Here is an 18,452-nt window from a genome sequence, read left to right on the forward strand (position 1 = left end):
TCAAAACTAAATTACCGATAATCTAAATCTAATCTGTAAAGTCCCACCTTTTCCTGAATAAACTTAATAATCATCTTTAAAAGAACTATATCTCACTACCAACTACTGTTTAGGTCTTTACTATCAATTATCAATTATCCACTATCAATTGCTCTAAATAATAATCTCCAACCCGATAAAGGGCCAATAAAATCTAACTACAAATAGATAAATAAACCATGAAGCTATATTTAAAATAATCCCTACAGATATAGAGTCTTTAATATCGTAATAACCTGAAGAGAAGGCAATAGCATTAGGTGGGGTTCCCATAGGCAAACAAAAAGCCAAGCCTCCTGGCAATGCTACAGAGAGAGTAGTTACAATTGGATTAATACCATATACATCCCCCAAACTATAGCCAAGAGGTAAGATAATCGCTACTGCTGCTACATTGCTGATCCCCTCAGTTAAGAAGATTGTGAAGATTGATATTAAAGCTAAAAAAGCAAATGGTGAAAGATCTACTCTAGAGAACAACAACTCTGAAAACCACTCAGTTGCTCCAGTCCTATTTAGTGCAGTAGCTATAACTATAGCCCCTCCAAACATTAAAATAACTCCCCAATTTACATAACCTTCAATCTCCTTCCACTCAACTACCTTCAATATAAAGGTTGCTCCAACTCCTAATAAAGCCACCAGTGAAATATCAATTATTTGGGGGAGAAATAACCACGCCCCTAAAACCAGACTAAAGATAATAGCCAATTTCTTCTCTTCTAAAGATAAAGAACCCTGTTCTTTAATCTTAATCTGTAAAACCTTTTTAGCTTTCTCTACATTATTAATATCTATCTTAATTAACCTAAGTATTAAGATATAAGCTAAACCCAAACCAATTACAGGAATAGGCCAAGCATATCTAACCCACTCAAAAAATCCTATAGTGATTCCATAACTCTCTTCAAGTAATCCTACAGCCAAAGGATTGCGAGCCCCTCCTAAGAAGGTGGTTATACCACCTATAATAGCTCCCCAGGCCATAGCTAGAAATAACAACTTACCATAGTTACTCTTTAAGGGATCTAACTCTAAGCTTTTAGCAATCTCTTTTACTATAGGAAATAACATTGCCGCAGCTGCATGTTCAGGCATAATACATGAAAGCAGAGCAGCAGTTATCATAACACCAAAAATTAATTGCTGAGGACTATCACCAAAGATCTTTAAAATACTAAGGGCCATCCTAGATCCTAACCCTGTCTTATAAAGCCCAGCTGCTAAGATTAAAGCCCCTAGAATAAAGAAAACTGACTTATTCCCAAAAAGAGCAAATGTCTCTTCTACAGATAATATATTTAATGTCGGAATTAAAGCCATTCCCATTAAGCTTGTTACTGGTAATGGGATAATGTTGCTAACCCAGAAAATTAATGATAAAATAAAGACAGCCAGGGAGTTTTTAGCTGCTATAGATAACCCAGTAGGGGACGGTGCTATGATTATTAGTAGGAATAGTACAAGCCCCCCTATAGCAGTTAGCTCCTTTCTTTTTTTTGATAATAATCTCACCTTATCATAGAAGGAATTAACTCTTTGATTCTTTAAATTCAATATAGCTTAACACCTCCTTTACAGACTCCTCAATTGAAAGCTCAGTTGTATCTATAACCAGCTCAGGATCGATAGGCTCTTCATAAGGGGCAGATATCCCAGTAAAATTATTTATCTCACCCTTCTTAGCCATCTCATATAACCCTTTAGGATCCCTTTGAGCACAGATCTCTACATCAGCCTTAACAAATACCTCAATGAAGTTATCATCTCCAGCCCTCTCTCGAGCAAAATCTCTCATCTTTCGATAAGGAGAGATAAAAGAGGCTAAGGTAATTAATCCTGCATCCTTAAATAGAGTTGCTACCTCTGCAATCCTTCTGATATTCTCATTCCTATCTTCAGCGCTAAAACCTAAATCTGAGTTCAACCCATGTCTCATATTATCACCATCAAGCCTATAAGAAACCTTACCCAGTTTTAAAAGTTCCTTCTCTAACTCAACAGCAATTGTAGACTTTCCGGCACCAGATAAACCAGTAAACCAAATTACAATGCCTTTTTGGTCTAATTGTTGGCATCTATCAGTATAACCCACCTTTCCACTATGCCAGGTAATATTCTTCTCATCATTAGAATTACTCATATAAGCTTCCTCCTAAATTAAATTCTTCACTTATTTTTTGGACAACCATCAAACCAATATCAAACCAGGTGTTATTTTTTTAACAATATAGCTTAGAAATGTATATTTTGTAGGATTAAAGTGACACTTTCGTGCCGCTAGTAATGGGTAATTAGTGATGAGTAATGAGTAAGATTAAAATCTCAAGAACTCTTATAATCATAGGGAACGAAGGGGCTTCTGGTTTTTAAGGTTTTACCCATTACTGATTACTCATCACTAGTAATAAAGCATAGCTTTATTACTATTAACCCACACCCTAATTCTCAATATATTCTTCAACTTATCTTTATGTGAATCCATATCTTTTCAACTCTTAATTTTTAATTCTCAACTCTCAATTCCTTCAAGCCCTTGCTCAAAGTCCTCTTTAAGATCCTCTACATCCTCTATCCCTACACTTACTCTAATCAAATCATCATAAACTCCCAAACTCTCCTGCTCTTCTTTGCTATTTCTACTATAAATTGTAGAAGCAGGATGGATAATTAGAGATTTAACATCGCCGATGTTGGCTAAGTTGTAGAAGTACTTTAACTCATTAATTAGCTTAAAAGCTCTCTCTTTACTACCAACTCGTAGAGTTAACATCCCACCAAAACCACCTTTAAATAGGCCCTTAGCTCTTTGGTGATAAGGATTACCCTCTAGACCTGGATAGCTTACCTCTTTAACCTCAGGATGGTCTGCTAAGAATTTTGCCAACTCTAAAGCATTATCACAATGAACCTTCATCCTTAACTTTAATGTTGGAACCCCTAACTCATTCAAGAAAGCATTCATCGGTGAAGAAGCTACTCCTAAATTTCTAAATACTTCACTTCTAGCCTTAACTGAAAAGGCGAATTTACCATATTTCTTATAGTCTGCAAAGGAATCTAAACTGCCCCAATCAAAGTTAGCACCATCAATTATCACTCCACCAATAGAATTTGATGTACCATTTATATATTTAGAGGTAGAGTGGATTACAACATTGGCCCCTAGCTCTAAAGGGTTAATCAAAGCTGGAGTTGTCATTGTACTATCTACAATTAGAGGGACTCCTTTATCCTTGCATAATCTAACTATCCCCTTTATATCAGGAATATCTAGCTTGGGATTTCCTAAAGTCTCTAAAAAAACCAACTTAGTCTTTGAATTTATTAACTTTTTAATATCCTCCACCTCAACACCCTCTGCAAATTTAGGTGTGATCCCATAATTGCTATAACTCTTAAATAAGTTATAAGTACCACCAAAGAGTGAACTAGTAGCTATAAACTCATCACCATTCTCTAGAACATTCAAGGTAGCCGTAGCTATAGCAGCCATTCCTGAAGAGGTCAAAATTCCTTCTTTTCCCTCTTCTAAAACCATTAACTTCTCCTCTATTGCTCTAACCGAAGGATTACTTACCCTACTATATGCATAGCCAGGTGCCCTTTTATTAAAGATCTTCTCCAAATCTTCAGCACTCTGGTGAGCAAAGGAGTTGCTTAAATATACCGGTGTATTTGTCGCTCCATACTTATCCTTTAATTCTAAATTGACTAGTTTCGTACTAAATCTCATCTACTCACTCCTCTCCTTGTGAGCTGTGAGTCATGTGCTATGAGCGAATGGTTTTTATTACGGAAGGTCTTGTTTTTTAAACCTGTAGAGTGAGCTAGTTCAAAATCTTAAGATCATTTTTTACCACTAATGAACACGAATAGTCACGAATAAAAGATCAAAGAACACAAATCACATACTATAAAATAAAGATTATCAAAAATTTATTTTACTCACTAAATGTTCCATAATAACTACTAAAACCCTATATTAATTTTAATTATATTAGTGTTAATTCGTGTCCATTAGTGGTTCCAAAAAAGATTTTGAATTTTTTATTTTTTAAAAGCTTCACTAATATTCCTATTAAATAGCACTTCACTACTAGCTCACAGCTTATGACACATAGCTCATTACCCTTTCTTAACTTTCAAAAGATAATAACCTTCTCCAATCTTCTCTTTAGCCAATATCTTATGTCCTTCAGAAGCTAAACTTCTAGGAACATTTGCAATTGGAGCACCCTCATCTAAGTATATTTCTAGGATATCTCCTTTATTCAAAGGAGCAATAGCTACTTTTGCTTTAACAAAGTTCATTGGACACTTTACTCCTCTTAAATCAGATAGGTTTTTTCCTTCTTCTTTCTCTTCTCCATTAGAACTATTATCATCTTGCTCCTTGGTATCTAAATCTTCTAGCTGGAACTCTAATTTAGCATTTAATGAATTAAATAGTTTCTCAACTCTACCAATTAGATTCTTAATGTCATCTTTTGTATCTAATAAATCATCTATATCTCCTAACCTATAATCTATGGCTTTGTCTAGAAGATCTTCATAATTTTTATCTACTAAATCCCCATCCAAAAACTCGGATTTAAATGATTTAATTATAACTCTATCTTTATCAGTATCAATACCTTTAACGATAAGTAAAGCTCTAGCTGCATTGATTATTGCTTTATATAATCCACTGCTATCTTCTTCATTGATACCTTTATTATAGCCCTCTTTAGCCATATTTATATCTAATTGGATTATATCCATAACTCCTGCACCACATTCGCCAGGTCCTCTACCAGCCAAAGAGAAATCTTCTTCTTTACCCCAATCTTTATAGATATCACTATCCTCTTTATAGGAAGGAACTTGAATAAACTCTTTAGCTAAGTCAATTATTTTCTCTTTTCCACCCTTTTCTAGGTAAGCATTAAAATTAGCTCGACTAACTCCTTCTTCCTTTAGCTTTTTGACCAACGAAACTAAAAATTGAGGAATTCTCTTAGTAGGAATATCTATAACCTCTTCACCATACCTACTCTGACCTTCTCCTATATTTCCACCCAGAAGTAATGAATAATGAGGAACTAACTTATCATTATACCTTTTAGCCTTACCTGCAAAACCTATATTACCAATAAAGTGTTGACCACAAGCATTAGGACATCCACTAATATAAATTTGTGGTAATAGCCCCTGTAACTTAGCATCCAACTCTTCTAAAACCTCTTTAATTTCCTGGGCCAAATTAGGAGATAAGCACAACCCTAACCTACAAGTTGAAGCACCCTTACAAGCAATAGGGGTGGTACCTACGTTAGCCACTAACAATTCAGAGTTAATCTCCTTAATAGCCGAAACTAAAGCTTCTAGTTGTTGGCCCTTAACTCCTCTAATTAACAAACCTTGCTTGTTAGTAGTTCTAAGAGAGATTTCATCAGAAGTTAATAACTTTAACAACTCCTTAACCTCTGAATAATAAACATCACCATTTTCAGGTCTTAACTCTAATGAATAATAACCCTTCTCTTTTTCTGGATGGATATAATCTACATCAAAGCCCTTAACCTCACCCTTACTTCTAAGCTCTTGATAAGAAATAATATCTTCTACAAGCAAATCTTCTTCCAAAACCTCAGCCAAATATTCCTTATACTTAGCTATAAAACCTTCATCACCTAGCCTCTTTTTTACAAAACGTAATCTAGCTTGATGTTTATTACTTCTATCACCATAATCGTCAAAGAGTCTTTTAATAGCTTCAGCTACATAAAATATCTTATCCTCTTCAATAAACTCTTCAAGGACTATAGAAAGTTCTGGAGAACCACCCATTCCTCCTCCACCATATACCTTAAATCCTCTCTTACCTTCTGATTTTTTAGCAATAAAACCCAAATCATTTATTGTTGCCAAAGCATCATCCTTTGCACTAGAAGAAAAAGATATCTTATACTTCCTAGGAAGATTAAAAGAAGATCTAGTCTTAATTAAGTACTGAGTCAAAGCCAAATTATGAGGTGTAGTATCAAAAACTTCTTCTGGATCTACACCAGCTAAGGAAGAGTTCATAATATTTCTAACTGTATTTCCTCCTCCACCTCTAGGGCTCAATCCATAAGCTAACAACTCTTCTAATATATCTGGAGTATCTTCAATATTAACTTGGTGGATCTGAATGTCTTGCCTAGTAGTAAAGTGTAAATAAGCACTTCCATACTCTTTACTTAATTGGTTAAGCTTAGCAAACTGTTCTCTACTCATTACTCCACCAGGTATCCTAACACGAACCATATACTTATCTGATTCATCTTTTGAACTTCTTTGGCCATAGATTCCCATAGGTACTCTACGCCCTTTAAATCTAGCCTCATCTAACCTTCCTTCTACAAAGTCTCTAACTAAACTACGATAGTTCTTAGTATCTTCTTTAACCTCTTTAGGTATAATAAATTGAGGCTCATTACTCATTAAATTCACCACCTTCTACTATTTTAACTTCTAATTTAGTGACCTCACTCCTACCCTTTATCTTAAAAGCATTTAAGACCGGTTCATCCCTCTTCTTTAAAGAAAGTATAAAGTATATAGCACCTTCATCATAAGCCAGCCTCTTATCCTCATAAGAAGGTCTAGATGGAGTAAAAGGGTGGGAATGATAATTACCCAAAAGGTCATATCCCAAACATCTGATCTCTTTAACTACAGCAAACTGCTCCTTAGGGTCCATACTAAAGTGTTCCGCCGAAGCATCTAGATTTGTCATTGGAAATACTTCTTTTACCTCAATGATATCTTCACCAGATTCACCTGCTACCAATCCACAGCACTCATTAGGAAACTCCTCTTTAGCCTGGGCCAACATCTTCTCGTATAATCTCTGATCTAACTTAACTATCATAATTCACAAGCTCCTTGCTCATAATCGATTAACTCCTTAATCTCTGGGTCATCACTACAGATACCACAATTATCTCTCTTCTTTAAATTAATTTTTCTAAATTCCATCTTCAAAGCATCATAGGTCAATAATTTACCAGTTAGAAGCTCACCCTTATCTAAGATATACTTAATAGCCTCTGTAGCTTGAATAGTTCCAACTACTCCACCCATTACACCAATAACTCCCGCTTCCTTACAAGAAGGGACAGAACCTGGCTTTGGTGGTTGAGGGAACATACATCTATAACAAGGAGTATCTCCACCTGGAACTATAGTAGTAACCTGCCCACCAAACTTAATAATTCCCGCATGGGATAAAGGCTTTCCTTCTATCACACATGCATCATTGATCAAGAACTTTGCTGGGAAATTATCTGTTCCATCAATTACAAAGTCATACTCTCTAATAACCTCTTTAATATTTTGAGAGGTCAAATAATAAGGATAAGTCTTAACCTCTACATCTGGATTCATCGAATTTATCTTCTCTTTAGCAGATTCAACCTTTAACTTACCTACGTCAGTTGTATGGTGTAAGACCTGTCTTTGCAAATTAGAAAGTTCAACTTTATCAGCATCTACTAGACCAACCTTACCTACCCCTGCCGCAGCCAAGAATTGAGCTGCTGGAGTTCCAAGACCACCAGTTCCAATAATAAGTACAGAGGACTTTAAAAGCTTTTCTTGGCCCTCAACCCCTACATCTTGTAATATAATATGTCTTGAATATCTTTGTAACTGTTCATTGCTAAAATCCATCATTAGCATCCACCACCCATAAAGTAAAGAAATTCAACTGTATCTCCATCCTTAACCAGTTGATCCCCAAAAGAATCTCTATCTAAAATCTCTCCATTTAGCTCTACTGATACCATATCTGGCATATCAACATCCTCTTTCTTCAAAAGTTCTGCTACCGTTAATCCCCCTTCAAATTCTACTACATTACCATTTAAAGTTATCTTCATAATTCACCACTCCTATTCCTAAGTATTCAGCTATGTTTTTATAGCTTTTTAGTTATTGTTTTTAAGATACCATAACAACACTGTTATGTCAATGTTATTAATGAAGTGACACTTTTGTGCCACTAGCTATATGCTATGAGTCATAAGCAAGTTCAAGGTCTTTAAAAACCTACAACTAAAACAAATCTAAATTTAAAGACTAAAATAGTTTTAAGACCTACAAAGTTTTTTATATTTTTAGCTCATAGCTAGTAATAAATATATGCTTTATTACTTATTCTCTACTACCAATATTCTCAAAACTCTCCTCTATCTCTTCAACCTCTGTCCACCATATTTCTCCTGCTCCGCTGGGTTGATTATTAGAATTTCCCAAATCACTACTTATTATATAAAAGACTACCACTAACAGAAAAACTAACGAAATAATCTTAAGATACTTCATAAATTTCCTCCTTAAAAAGGTAAGGTGAAGAATCTACCACTGAAGAATATATAAGCTGCAATTAAAGTCAATACTATATTCAATATCTGCCCAAAGAGATAAAGAGTAATTATATTTCCTCCCTTGACCATCTTAGCCATATCTTTGAAGTTGGACTCTAAGCCAATACTAACAAAAGCCAAAGTAAAGAATAGACCTCTAAAGCCATTAATAGCTGGAAGACTACTCTCAACTACTTCTGGTGATAAAGCAAAAGAAAACACTAAAGAAGCTATCACAAAGCCAAAGATAAACTTAGGCACTCTAGTTAATATCTCCTTTGGGCCAACAGAAGCTTCAGATAGCTCCTTCTTCTCATAGATACTTACCCAAAATACTGCAATACCAAAAGATATAATTCCAATCAATACATTTTGAATCATCTTGATTACTGAAGCAACTTCCATAGCTTCATCACCCAATAAAGAAGATGCAGCTACAACAGCACCTGTTGCATCAATGGTCCCTCCAAGCCATGCTCCCCCAACAATAGGATCAATTCCAACAAAACTAACCACAGCTGGCATAACAACCATCATAATTACTGTAAAGATAAGTGTTACTGAAATAGCCAAGGATATCTCTTCTTTCTTTGCCTTAGCTGCTGTACCTGAAGCGATAGCTGCTGATACACCACAGACTGAAGTAGCAGCTGATATAGCAATCGCTAAACCTCTCTCATTCTCCATTTTTAAAACTTTTTGAGAGAAGAAATACATTACTATAAGAACAAAAGGAGTAACCAACCATGCAACTCCTAAGCCCATCCCTCCTAAGGTTAAAACCCTATTAAATAAGATTGAAGCTCCTAAAAGAACCAACCCCGTCTTTATATATAAGCCAGTTTTAATTGCACTTCTTAAAAACTCAGGGACTTTAAAAAAGTTACTTATTATAAGCCCTATAACCAAAGCCCAAATCACATCATTAAAGCCATAATGCCTCCAAGGTCCATAATTTCCAATCAGATAAGCCACTACCGTAATTAAATATACAACTGGAAAACCAAGAAGAAAACTTTTAACTTCTTCTTTCTTCACAAAATATATCGATAATGCAAATATAATAAAAGTAACTATACCAGTCAGGATAATCCCAGGTATAAGCTCTAGGGGTATGGAGTGTAATATTCCTCCATCATCTCCTCCCCACCTTTTTGGTACTACTGGACTGTTTAAAATTCCAAAAATAGATCCTATTATAAGTATAAATCCTAACCATACATTCCACCAACCTTCCTTCTTCCAAAGAGTTGACAGATCAAAACCTTGTATCTTTGAAACTTTCTTCTCCACTTCTAAATTGCTCATTATTACGCCTCCCTTTAATATACCTAGATAATAGAACAAATCATTAATCCTGAGTATTCCACTATGTTTTTGTGTGTTTGACTTTATTAATATAAACATTATCATATTATTCATCTATTGTCAATAAAATATCTAGTAATTAATAGCAAATAAATAAAACCTTCAAAATCAAAAGAAGCTGATATCATATCAATTCCTTGATATGATATCAGCTTCTTAAAATCAATTATAATTATCAATACTTTAAATAATTAATATTAAATTAATCTATCTTAAACAAAGTAGTACTTAAGTACCTTTCACCAGTATCTGGGGCTACTGTAACAACTCTCTTACCAGCACCTAACTCCTTAGCTACTTTTAAAGCCGCAGCGACAGCAGCTCCTGCAGAGATACCTGATAAAATGCCTTCTTTAGCAGCTAATTCTCTAGCCATCTCCATAGCCTCTTGATTTTCTATCTTAATAACCTTATCTAAAATATCAACATCTAAGGTGTCAGGAATAAATCCAGCACCAATACCTTGGATCATATGTGGACCTGGTTTACCTCCACTAATTACTGGAGAACCTGTAGGTTCAACTGCTATAATTTCAATTCCATCTATTTTCTCCTTTAGTATTTCACCTGTCCCTGTCACCGTACCACCAGTACCTACACCAGCAACAAAGGCATCAATCTTTCCATCTAAGTCACTAATAATCTCTTGGGCTGTGGTCTTTCGATGAACTGCAGGATTGGCAGGATTCATAAACTGTTGAGGCATAAAGTAACCCTCATTCTCCTCAGCCAACTCCTTAGCCTTCTCTATCGACCCAGGCATACCATCTTCACCAGGAGTTAGGATAATATCAGCACCATAAGCCTTTAATATCTTCCTTCTTTCAATACTCATAGTATCAGGCATTACTAAAATAACCTTATATCCTTTAGCTGCACCAATCATCGCTAAACCAATTCCTGTATTACCACTGGTAGGCTCTATAATAGTTCCACCAGCCTTCAAATCACCTGATTTCTCAGCACTTTCAATCATATTAAAGGCAATTCTATCCTTAACACTACCACCTGGATTGAAAGATTCGAGCTTTAGATAAACCTCTGCATCCTTTTCACTTACTAATTTATTCAATTTTACCATAGGTGTCTTACCAACCAGCTCTGTAATATCATTGTATATAGTCATTTTTTAGCCTCCCTAAGAATATCAAAACCGAGTATTCTTATCAGTTATTATTTTGTTAATATTATACCAAAGTCTACCGCCAAAATCAAGGTGTATTGAATCTGGAATCGAAAGTCAGCTAGCTGACTTTCGATTCCACTATCCTCTACTATATCTCTATTCTCTTTGTTGGTATTACTTCAAGATTCACTTTATATTCATCACCGATCTCTTCTTTAACCCGCTTACTAAAATCTTTAAAATACTGAGACTCTATATCCATAGATGTATATAAGATTATATCCACCTCACCCATCTCAACCTGAACTGATAATAGCCTTCCCTCAAAAGGATCACCTATCTCCTCCCAGTATATATCTCTAATTATATCTTCGGGTTCACCTTGGACCATTTCCCTATATGTAATAACTGATAAAGGTAAAGATAAGATTATAAAGGATATTGTTAAAATTATTAGACTCTTCTTAATCATCTCTTTGGCTGTATCCTCATACCACCATTGAGGCTTTAAACCTTTGAAATAGAAAACTACTATAATAGCTAATAACAAAGAGAATAAATTTCCAAATAAAAGTAAAGCTGCTCCTACAACAAGGTCTGCTTCACCTATTGATACTCCTATTCCCATAGTTGCCATCACAGGGATTAAAGCAGCAGCTATTACTACTCCTACTAACTGCTGTGATTTTACGTTGGTAAGCAACGAATAGGCTCCTGCCCCACCTGCTGCTAAAGCTACTAATAAATCTGGTAAAGTAGGTAGCATCCTAACCTCTAATGCCCGATTAATAGTTACATTAGGAATTATAAAACCAAAGAAAGCTCCTACACCAATCCCAATTCCTATAATAGCTAATTCAACCACCATTCCTTTAGCAAATAACTTTAAATCACCCAAAACAATACCAATTGCCATAGTAGCAATCGGGCCAAAGACTGGTGCAATAATCATCGAACCTACTATTACAGCTGTATTATCGAGTATTAAACCTAATGTTGCAACTATAGCTGCAACTATAGCCATAAAAATTATCTCACTACTTAATTCACTATTATCCTTAGCATAGGTGACTATAGTCTCCCTACTTGCCCTATAATCCTCTACCTTAGCCTTCTCTTCATCCTTAGGGATGACCGTATCAGGAGTAAAGATAACCAAACTTCTTTCAGCATTATTGACAAAATCAAACTCCTTTTTCATCTTATCAATTAATAAATCAGCATTCCCATACAAAAGATTTACAATAAGTAGATCACCTGTATTTGATTGAATTAACTTATAGTCCTCTTCTTCAAAACCTAAATTCATTAATAAAGAGATTGCCCTATCACCTTCACCAGCAGCAAAATTAGCATGTATAACTTGCATATTAGTCACCTCTTTAATATATTACCACCAAATAATAAGTTATAAACCAATTACCTCTAATAAAGAAAACTAGTCTGCCAAAAACTACCTATCAACCTTTTTAACCCGTTCTAAAATTAATTTATACCCATCAGCTCCATAGTTCAACGAGCGTTTAACTCTACTTATGGTTGCAGTGCTAGCACCTGTATCTTGAGCAATCTCATCATAGGTATAACCTTCACTTAGCATCTTAGCTACCTCTAACCTTTGGGCCAAAGACTTAATCTCATTGACTGTACAGATATCCTCAAAAAATTTATAACATTCTCCTACATCTTCTAATAATAAAATCGCCTCTGCCAATCGATCAGTAAATTCATCTCTTATCTTAGAACTCATTATTAACCCCCCTTAATAATTTCTTATACTTATTATAATAGATTTTCCAACTATTTACCAGCAATTTAACACTTTAAAGTAAGAAAGTAAGGAGGAATAATCTCAAAAATAATCTATAAAAATAATGTTTCCAAAGCTCATCCTAATTTATTCTTTCTGAAAGTTTATAATTTTCTTTAATCCTAATAACATCAATAAAATCAAAGGAATATTTCAATATTGGACCAGTCCCTAAAGCTAAAATAATTGTCCCTATTCCTACTGGGCCTCCCATAAAATAACCACTAAGAAGAGCTGTTAACTCGATACCACTTCTAACTATTCCTATATTAACCTTAAAAATATTATCTAAAGCTACCATTAAGGTATCCCTTGGCCCTGTTCCACACTTGCCTGAGATATAAAGGGCTGCTCCTATGCTAAAGACTACTAAACCGATCAACATATAAGTGTAACTCAAAGCTATACCCCTTGGTTTAGGTATATAGACCATTAAAAGATCAATTATTATTCCACATAATATTACATTAAGCAAGGTGCCGAAGCTAGGCTTAACCCTAGCTATCAAAAAAGCAATTAATAATACTAAAACTCCAGCCAGTTGGCCAGCTTGTCCAATTGTCAAATTTATATAATTGGTCATTCCAATATGAAATACGTCCCAAGGTGCTACTCCTAAATTAGCCTTTATAGTTAGAACATTACCAAAGGCCATAACAAATAAACCAGAAAAAAACATTAAATAATTCTTCTTATTAGTATCCATTCTTACCCTTCTTTCTGTTAAATAATATCAATTAACCTTATCTAAGTCGATGATACGACTGAACAACATAAGTAACCTCTTCTTATTATATCTCTTTTTAAACTTAAATCACCTTTAATTTTTTAAACCCAAACCCTAGTAAAAGAGCTAGCCTTTATTGCTATTTTACATCAACAAAAGCTAGAGAGTCTTTAATTTTAAAGAGAAGCCTCGCCGGACAATCTTCAATAGAAACCCCTTCACTAATAAAACTATTATAAGCTTGAGCTTTACTCTCACCAAAAAAGAGAATAATAGCTTTTTTAGCCCCTAAAATCTGCTTTCTAGAAGCACTGATTCTCTTAGGAGGTAGCTTTGGTGAATCCTCCACCAATATATACAAATTAGATTGATCTTTAATTGACTGATGATTAGAAAACAAAGAAGCTATATGACCATCCTCACCAGAGCTTAAAAGGAAAATGTCAAACTTTGCACCCAAGCTTTCAAACTCTCCATTATAACCTTCTAATCCATAATCATCCTTATCCGAATCATACCTAAAGGGATGTAGATTATCTTCTGATAGTTGGCCCTCTTCTAATAACTGATTTAAAAAGGTTTTCTTAGCCAACTTAAAGTTACTCTCATCACTATCTAAAGGTACTAAACGTTCATCTGCCATGAAGAAATGTACGTTGGCCCACTCTACTTCAATATCTAGTAGATTAGAAAATACTCCAGCAACAGAACTACCCCCAACAATACCTACTACAACCTCACTCTTTACTCTAAGTAACTCTTCAATGGTATTGGCAATTTCTTTAGCAGCATCTCTCTCTAAATTATTCCTTTCCCCTATCAACATCTCCATAAATTCTCCTCCTCATATAGAGCTTCTTTACTTAGAGTATATAAATAAATACACTATTATTCAACAATCGCAAAGATTTAACCTAAAAAAGGTGAGATAAATCTCACCTTCTTCCTCTACATATTTTATATAATTGAAATTAAATAAGTAATAGAGTGTCAGTTCAATTGATAGTTTAAAATTGATAATTGACAGTTAAAAACCTTAAACCATAAAGTACTTATAAGGTTTTGACCTTAACTATCAATTATCCACTATCAATTATCAATTTAATAAAGCTACGCTTTATTACTACTACCCTACATATAGCAATATTGAATTATAAATAAGAAACAAAAAAGATATACTATCCAATGAACCTCATCGCCTTCTCCATAAAGAAGCTTAATAATAAGGATAATTGGCCAACAAAGCCATACACAAAGTGGCAAAAGCGGCTGACATAGCAGTACCAATCATTACTGCTTCGAAGGGCATCCCAGTTTGAGAGATAATACTTGGGTTAACAAAAATAATATAAGCCATAGTCATAAAGGTAGTTAGACCAGCTAAAACCTCTGTTCTAATGTCAGTGCTGTGTTTAGATAATTTAAATAATTTCTCCATTAAATTACTCATACAGTCATCCCCTTTGTTAATGTTCGTTTTATATTGTCTTTTCCTTCAAACCTTATTAAGAATAACACAATTAATAGATGTAGTCAAAAAAAGACTTACATTGTAATTATTTATCGTTTGATTATTCGTTTTAGTCAGGATTTCTCTTCCAAAATAAAAAAGTCCCTTCTGAAGGTTTAATTAAACCTTCAGAAGGGACTTTAATCAGTCTATTATATTTAAAAGTGTAAATTCAATCTACATAAACAAATACTTGATTACAAATAAAACAGCCAAAATATTAATAATTGTATTTGTCTCTTTTCCTCTTCCAGAAACAAGTTTCATTACTGGATAGATAATAATACCTGCTGCAATACCCTCAGCAATACTGAAAGTAAATGGCATCATAGCAATAGTCATAAAAGCTGGGAACGCTTCAGTGAAATCTTCAAAATCAATATCCTTAATAGCTCCCATCATCAGAACACCAACAATAACCAATGCAGGTGCTGTTGCTTCAGAAGGTACCAATAATACTAATGGAGATATTAATAAAGAAGCCAAGAATAAAACCCCAACAGTTACTGCAGTCAAACCAGTCTTACCACCTTCAACAATTCCTGCAGTACTCTCTACATAAGTAGTTACAGTACTTGTTCCTAAAACTGCTCCTACAGTTGTTCCAACAGAATCAGCCATCAGAGCTTTATCTGCTCTAGGTAAATTCCCATCTTCATCTAACATACCTGCCCTAGCTCCAGTTCCAACCAAAGTACCAATAGTATCAAATAAATCTACAAAAGTTAAAGCCAAAATAACATTTAACATACCAAAGTTAAATAACTCTGGGAATCCATCTATAAAAGCACCAAAAGATTCAAAACTAACTGCCAATGAGAAAGGACTAAATCCTTCTCCAATCTCTACAACACCCATTGGAATACCAATAATAGTTGTAATAACTATCCCAATTAAAATAGAACCTTTAAACCCTCTAGCCATCAAAATACCAGTTATAGCCAAACCAATCAAAGCTAAAAGCACACCTGGTTCAGTTAAATTATCAGTCAACGCTACTAAAGTAGCCTGATCTGATATAACTATTCCAGCATTCTTAAGACCGATTAAAGCAATAAATAAACCAATACCAGCACTTACTGCACTCTTTAAAGAAGTTGGAATTGCATTTACCAAAGCGGTTCTTAATCCTGTTATCGTAATAAAGATAAAGAAGATACCAGAAACAAATACTGCTGCTAAAGCTGCTTGCCAACTTAATCCCATTCCTAAAACCACAGTATAAGCAAAGAAAGCATTAAGCCCCATACCTGGTGCTAGTGCAAAAGGATAATTTGCATAAAAGCCCATAATCAAAGTAGCTAAAGCTGCTGAAATAACTGTTGCAGCCATTACAGCCTCAAAAGGCATCCCTGCATCGCTAAGAATTAATGGATTAACTATAATAATGTAAGCCATTGTCATAAAAGTAGTTACCCCTGCCATCATCTCCGTCTTAACATCAGTTCCATGTTCCTTCAACTTAAAGAAATTTTCAAAAAAATCAGACATTAAAAGTCCCCCTTATTAGATGTTTTATTCAATCGATATTGAAAATAAAAATCCCAAGTATAATTCCATAGGGAATTAGTGACTTGGGATAAGGATGTAGTATATAACTACAATAATCACCCCGTAGTCGGCTAATTTACGGTTAACCGGTAGAAACTTTCAGGCCCTATTCCTGATATTATACGGATAGAATAATTTACTTTTATTTTTTATCTCACACAGTTCTCAAAACCAGCAAATATAATTATATTTGCCTTTTATGCTCTAATTATATAACAGAATGAAACAATGTTCAAGTTAAAACTAATATTTTTATCTTTTTTTAAAATAAGGTTCGTGTTTTTTCTAAAAAACACCATTGAAATAGAGAATATTAAACTTCATTTACTCCCACTCTATTGTTGCTGGAGGTTTAGAAGTTATATCATAAACAACCCTATTAACTTCTTCAACTTCATTTGTTATTCTTGTAGATATTTTCTCTAAAACTTCATAAGGTATCCTAGACCAATCAGCAGTCATAGCATCCTTACTCTTAATGGCCCTCAATCCTATTGTATAAGAATAAGTTCTTCCATCTCCCATAACTCCTACACTCCTTATAGGAGGTAAAACAGCAAAGTATTGCCAAATTTCTCTATCTAAACCTGCTTCTTTAATCTCTTCTCTAAAAATAGCATCTGCCTCTTGTAGTATTTCAACCTTCTCTGGTGTTACCTCTGCTAAGACTCTTATACCCAATCCTGGTCCTGGAAAAGGTTGTCTCCAAACAACCTCAGCAGGTAAGCCAAGAGCTTCTCCTACTTCACGTACCTCATCTTTAAACAATTCTCTTAATGGTTCAATCAACTTAAACTCTATATCTTCTGGAAGCCCACCTACATTATGATGACTCTTGATAGTAGAAGCGCCTTCACTTGCTCCACTTTCAATCACATCAGAATAGATAGTTCCTTGAACTAGAAATTTAGCATCTCCTAACTTGCCTGATTCTTCTTCAAAGACCCTAATAAACTCATTTCCAATTATCTTTCTCTTCTCTTCAGGATCTCCTACTCCATCTAAAGCATTTAAAAACCTTTCTTGAGCATTTACATAAACTAAGTTCATAGAAAATTCTTTGGCAAAAGTCTCTTCTACTTGTGCACCTTCACCCTTTCTCAACAAACCATGGTCAACAAAGATACAAGTCAAATTATCACCAATTGCTTTATGTACTAAAGCAGCAGCTACAGAGGAGTCTACACCCCCAGAAAGTCCACATACAACCTTGTGATCTCCAGCCTTCTCCTTTATCTCTTCAATAAGCTCATCTACTAAGATAGATGTTTTCCAGTCCCCTTTACACTTGCATACCTTCTTTAAGAAATTATCTAAAATTTCTCTACCTTGAGGTGTATGCTCAACTTCAGGATGGAACTGCACACCATAAAAACCTTTCTCTTTATTACCAATTGCTGCAACAGGCGAGTTATCAGTATAGCCTATGATTTCAAAGCCTTCTGGTATCTCTTCAACTCTATCACCATGACTCATCCAACACTCTAACTCATTACCTAAACCTGCAAAAAATTCTCCATTTTCCTTAACCTTCATAGTAGCTCGTCCATACTCTCTATGCTCTGCTTTTTCAACTTTGCCACCAACTAAAGAATGAGTCATCAACTGCATACCATAACAAATTCCCAAAATAGGTATTCCTAACTCAAATATCTCCTCATCAACATATGGAGCCCCCTCTTCGTATACACTAGCAGGTCCTCCAGAAAAGATTATCCCTTTAGGATTCAACTCCTTAATCCTATCTACTGATATATTATAAGGAAAAACCTGTGAATAAACATCTGTTTCTCTTACCCTACGAGCAATTAACTTACTGTATTGCCCACCAAAATCCAATACAACTACTAATTCATGATCTTTTCTTCCCATTATAAAATCCCTCCCAATTCTTATTATAAACAAAAATCCTAAACCTTAATCTCATC

16 protein-coding genes, 1 pseudogene and 1 riboswitch are annotated in these 18,452 nt (G+C 34.6%); all 17 genes and pseudogenes read right to left on the bottom strand.

Annotated features, from left to right (window positions below; translation table 11 throughout):
- Positions 1-153: 153 nt before the first annotated feature.
- The gene (locus HALSAC_RS0105560; protein ID WP_245579429.1) at positions 154-1,596 is read right to left on the bottom strand and encodes an SLC13 family permease; all 1,443 of its coding nucleotides are present in this window, start codon (positions 1,594-1,596) and stop codon (positions 154-156) included.
- Entirely contained in the window at positions 1,571-2,182 is a 612-nt protein-coding gene (gene cysC / locus HALSAC_RS0105565) for an adenylyl-sulfate kinase (RefSeq protein WP_027339429.1), read from the bottom strand. Before cysC ends, HALSAC_RS0105560 begins: the two co-directional genes overlap by 26 nt.
- Before the next feature lie 369 nt (positions 2,183-2,551).
- A complete protein-coding gene (locus tag HALSAC_RS0105570; RefSeq protein WP_027339430.1) occupies positions 2,552-3,775 on the bottom strand; it encodes an O-acetylhomoserine aminocarboxypropyltransferase/cysteine synthase family protein in 1,224 nt (407 codons plus the stop codon).
- A gap of 392 nt (positions 3,776-4,167) precedes the next feature.
- Positions 4,168-6,507, bottom strand: a complete 2,340-nt coding sequence (locus HALSAC_RS0105575; protein WP_027339431.1) for a sulfurtransferase TusA family protein — start codon at positions 6,505-6,507, stop codon at positions 4,168-4,170.
- Complete coding sequence (locus HALSAC_RS0105580; protein WP_027339432.1) at positions 6,500-6,934, bottom strand: Mov34/MPN/PAD-1 family protein; 435 nt, start codon at positions 6,932-6,934, stop codon at positions 6,500-6,502. The genes HALSAC_RS0105575 and HALSAC_RS0105580 overlap by 8 nt, the downstream gene beginning before the upstream one ends.
- Complete coding sequence (locus HALSAC_RS0105585; protein WP_027339433.1) at positions 6,934-7,737, bottom strand: molybdopterin-synthase adenylyltransferase MoeB; 804 nt, start codon at positions 7,735-7,737, stop codon at positions 6,934-6,936. Before HALSAC_RS0105585 ends, HALSAC_RS0105580 begins: the two co-directional genes overlap by 1 nt.
- Positions 7,738-7,739: 2 nt before the next feature.
- The gene (gene thiS / locus HALSAC_RS0105590; RefSeq protein ID WP_027339434.1) at positions 7,740-7,946 is read right to left on the bottom strand and encodes a sulfur carrier protein ThiS; all 207 of its coding nucleotides are present in this window, start codon (positions 7,944-7,946) and stop codon (positions 7,740-7,742) included.
- A 274-nt stretch (positions 7,947-8,220) separates the two neighbouring features.
- Positions 8,221-8,391: a hypothetical protein gene (locus HALSAC_RS17045; RefSeq protein WP_156924145.1), complete on the bottom strand. Its 171-nt coding sequence runs from the start codon at positions 8,389-8,391 to the stop codon at positions 8,221-8,223.
- A gap of 11 nt (positions 8,392-8,402) precedes the next feature.
- A complete protein-coding gene (locus HALSAC_RS0105600; RefSeq protein ID WP_035571314.1) occupies positions 8,403-9,740 on the bottom strand; it encodes a YeiH family protein in 1,338 nt (445 codons plus the stop codon).
- Positions 9,741-10,002: 262 nt separating this feature from the next.
- Positions 10,003-10,926 carry a cysteine synthase A gene (gene cysK, locus HALSAC_RS0105605; protein WP_027339436.1) on the bottom strand — a complete coding sequence of 308 codons (924 nt, stop codon included), beginning with the start codon at positions 10,924-10,926 and terminating at the stop codon, positions 10,003-10,005.
- A 148-nt stretch (positions 10,927-11,074) separates the two neighbouring features.
- A complete protein-coding gene (locus HALSAC_RS0105610) occupies positions 11,075-12,295 on the bottom strand; it encodes a TIGR00341 family protein (protein WP_027339437.1) in 1,221 nt (406 codons plus the stop codon).
- 84 nt (positions 12,296-12,379) lie between these two features.
- The gene (locus HALSAC_RS0105615; protein WP_027339438.1) at positions 12,380-12,676 is read right to left on the bottom strand and encodes a YerC/YecD family TrpR-related protein; all 297 of its coding nucleotides are present in this window, start codon (positions 12,674-12,676) and stop codon (positions 12,380-12,382) included.
- 142 nt (positions 12,677-12,818) lie between these two features.
- Positions 12,819-13,442, bottom strand: a complete 624-nt coding sequence (locus tag HALSAC_RS0105620) for a YczE/YyaS/YitT family protein (RefSeq protein WP_027339439.1) — start codon at positions 13,440-13,442, stop codon at positions 12,819-12,821.
- Between the two features lie 160 nt (positions 13,443-13,602).
- Positions 13,603-14,295, bottom strand: a complete 693-nt coding sequence (gene pgl, locus HALSAC_RS0105625) for a 6-phosphogluconolactonase (protein ID WP_027339440.1) — start codon at positions 14,293-14,295, stop codon at positions 13,603-13,605.
- Positions 14,296-14,685: 390 nt separating this feature from the next.
- Positions 14,686-14,913: pseudogene (locus HALSAC_RS0105630) on the bottom strand (NCS2 family permease); the annotation flags it as partial.
- A gap of 237 nt (positions 14,914-15,150) precedes the next feature.
- A complete protein-coding gene (locus tag HALSAC_RS0105635; protein ID WP_027339442.1) occupies positions 15,151-16,464 on the bottom strand; it encodes an NCS2 family permease in 1,314 nt (437 codons plus the stop codon).
- Between the two features lie 104 nt (positions 16,465-16,568).
- Positions 16,569-16,670: riboswitch (purine riboswitch) on the bottom strand.
- 178 nt (positions 16,671-16,848) lie between these two features.
- On the bottom strand, positions 16,849-18,396 hold the full coding sequence (guaA, locus tag HALSAC_RS0105640; RefSeq protein WP_027339443.1) for a glutamine-hydrolyzing GMP synthase: 1,548 nt from the start codon (positions 18,394-18,396) through the stop codon (positions 16,849-16,851).
- Positions 18,397-18,452 lie beyond the last annotated feature (56 nt).

Origin of the sequence: Halonatronum saccharophilum DSM 13868, assembly GCF_000517025.1 — a bacterium.
GTDB classification, from domain to species: Bacteria; Bacillota; Halanaerobiia; order Halobacteroidales; family Halobacteroidaceae; genus Halonatronum; species Halonatronum saccharophilum.

What these genes read in the sequence shown, in the direction of transcription:
- HALSAC_RS0105620 (WP_027339439.1), bottom strand. Translation starts at nt 13,442, where the DNA reads ATGGATACTAATAAGAAGAATTATTTAATGTTTTTTTCTGGTTTATTT.
- HALSAC_RS0105575 (WP_027339431.1), bottom strand. Translation starts at nt 6,507, where the DNA reads ATGAGTAATGAGCCTCAATTTATTATACCTAAAGAGGTTAAAGAAGAT.
- HALSAC_RS0105610 (WP_027339437.1), bottom strand. Translation starts at nt 12,295, where the DNA reads ATGCAAGTTATACATGCTAATTTTGCTGCTGGTGAAGGTGATAGGGCA.
- cysC (WP_027339429.1), bottom strand. Translation starts at nt 2,182, where the DNA reads ATGAGTAATTCTAATGATGAGAAGAATATTACCTGGCATAGTGGAAAG.
- HALSAC_RS17045 (WP_156924145.1), bottom strand. Translation starts at nt 8,391, where the DNA reads ATGAAGTATCTTAAGATTATTTCGTTAGTTTTTCTGTTAGTGGTAGTC.
- HALSAC_RS0105570 (WP_027339430.1), bottom strand. Translation starts at nt 3,775, where the DNA reads ATGAGATTTAGTACGAAACTAGTCAATTTAGAATTAAAGGATAAGTAT.
- HALSAC_RS0105600 (WP_035571314.1), bottom strand. Translation starts at nt 9,740, where the DNA reads ATGAGCAATTTAGAAGTGGAGAAGAAAGTTTCAAAGATACAAGGTTTT.
- HALSAC_RS0105635 (WP_027339442.1), bottom strand. Translation starts at nt 16,464, where the DNA reads ATGTCTGATTTTTTTGAAAATTTCTTTAAGTTGAAGGAACATGGAACT.
- thiS (WP_027339434.1), bottom strand. Translation starts at nt 7,946, where the DNA reads ATGAAGATAACTTTAAATGGTAATGTAGTAGAATTTGAAGGGGGATTA.
- HALSAC_RS0105615 (WP_027339438.1), bottom strand. Translation starts at nt 12,676, where the DNA reads ATGAGTTCTAAGATAAGAGATGAATTTACTGATCGATTGGCAGAGGCG.
- cysK (WP_027339436.1), bottom strand. Translation starts at nt 10,926, where the DNA reads ATGACTATATACAATGATATTACAGAGCTGGTTGGTAAGACACCTATG.
- pgl (WP_027339440.1), bottom strand. Translation starts at nt 14,295, where the DNA reads ATGGAGATGTTGATAGGGGAAAGGAATAATTTAGAGAGAGATGCTGCT.
- guaA (WP_027339443.1), bottom strand. Translation starts at nt 18,396, where the DNA reads ATGGGAAGAAAAGATCATGAATTAGTAGTTGTATTGGATTTTGGTGGG.
- HALSAC_RS0105585 (WP_027339433.1), bottom strand. Translation starts at nt 7,737, where the DNA reads ATGGATTTTAGCAATGAACAGTTACAAAGATATTCAAGACATATTATA.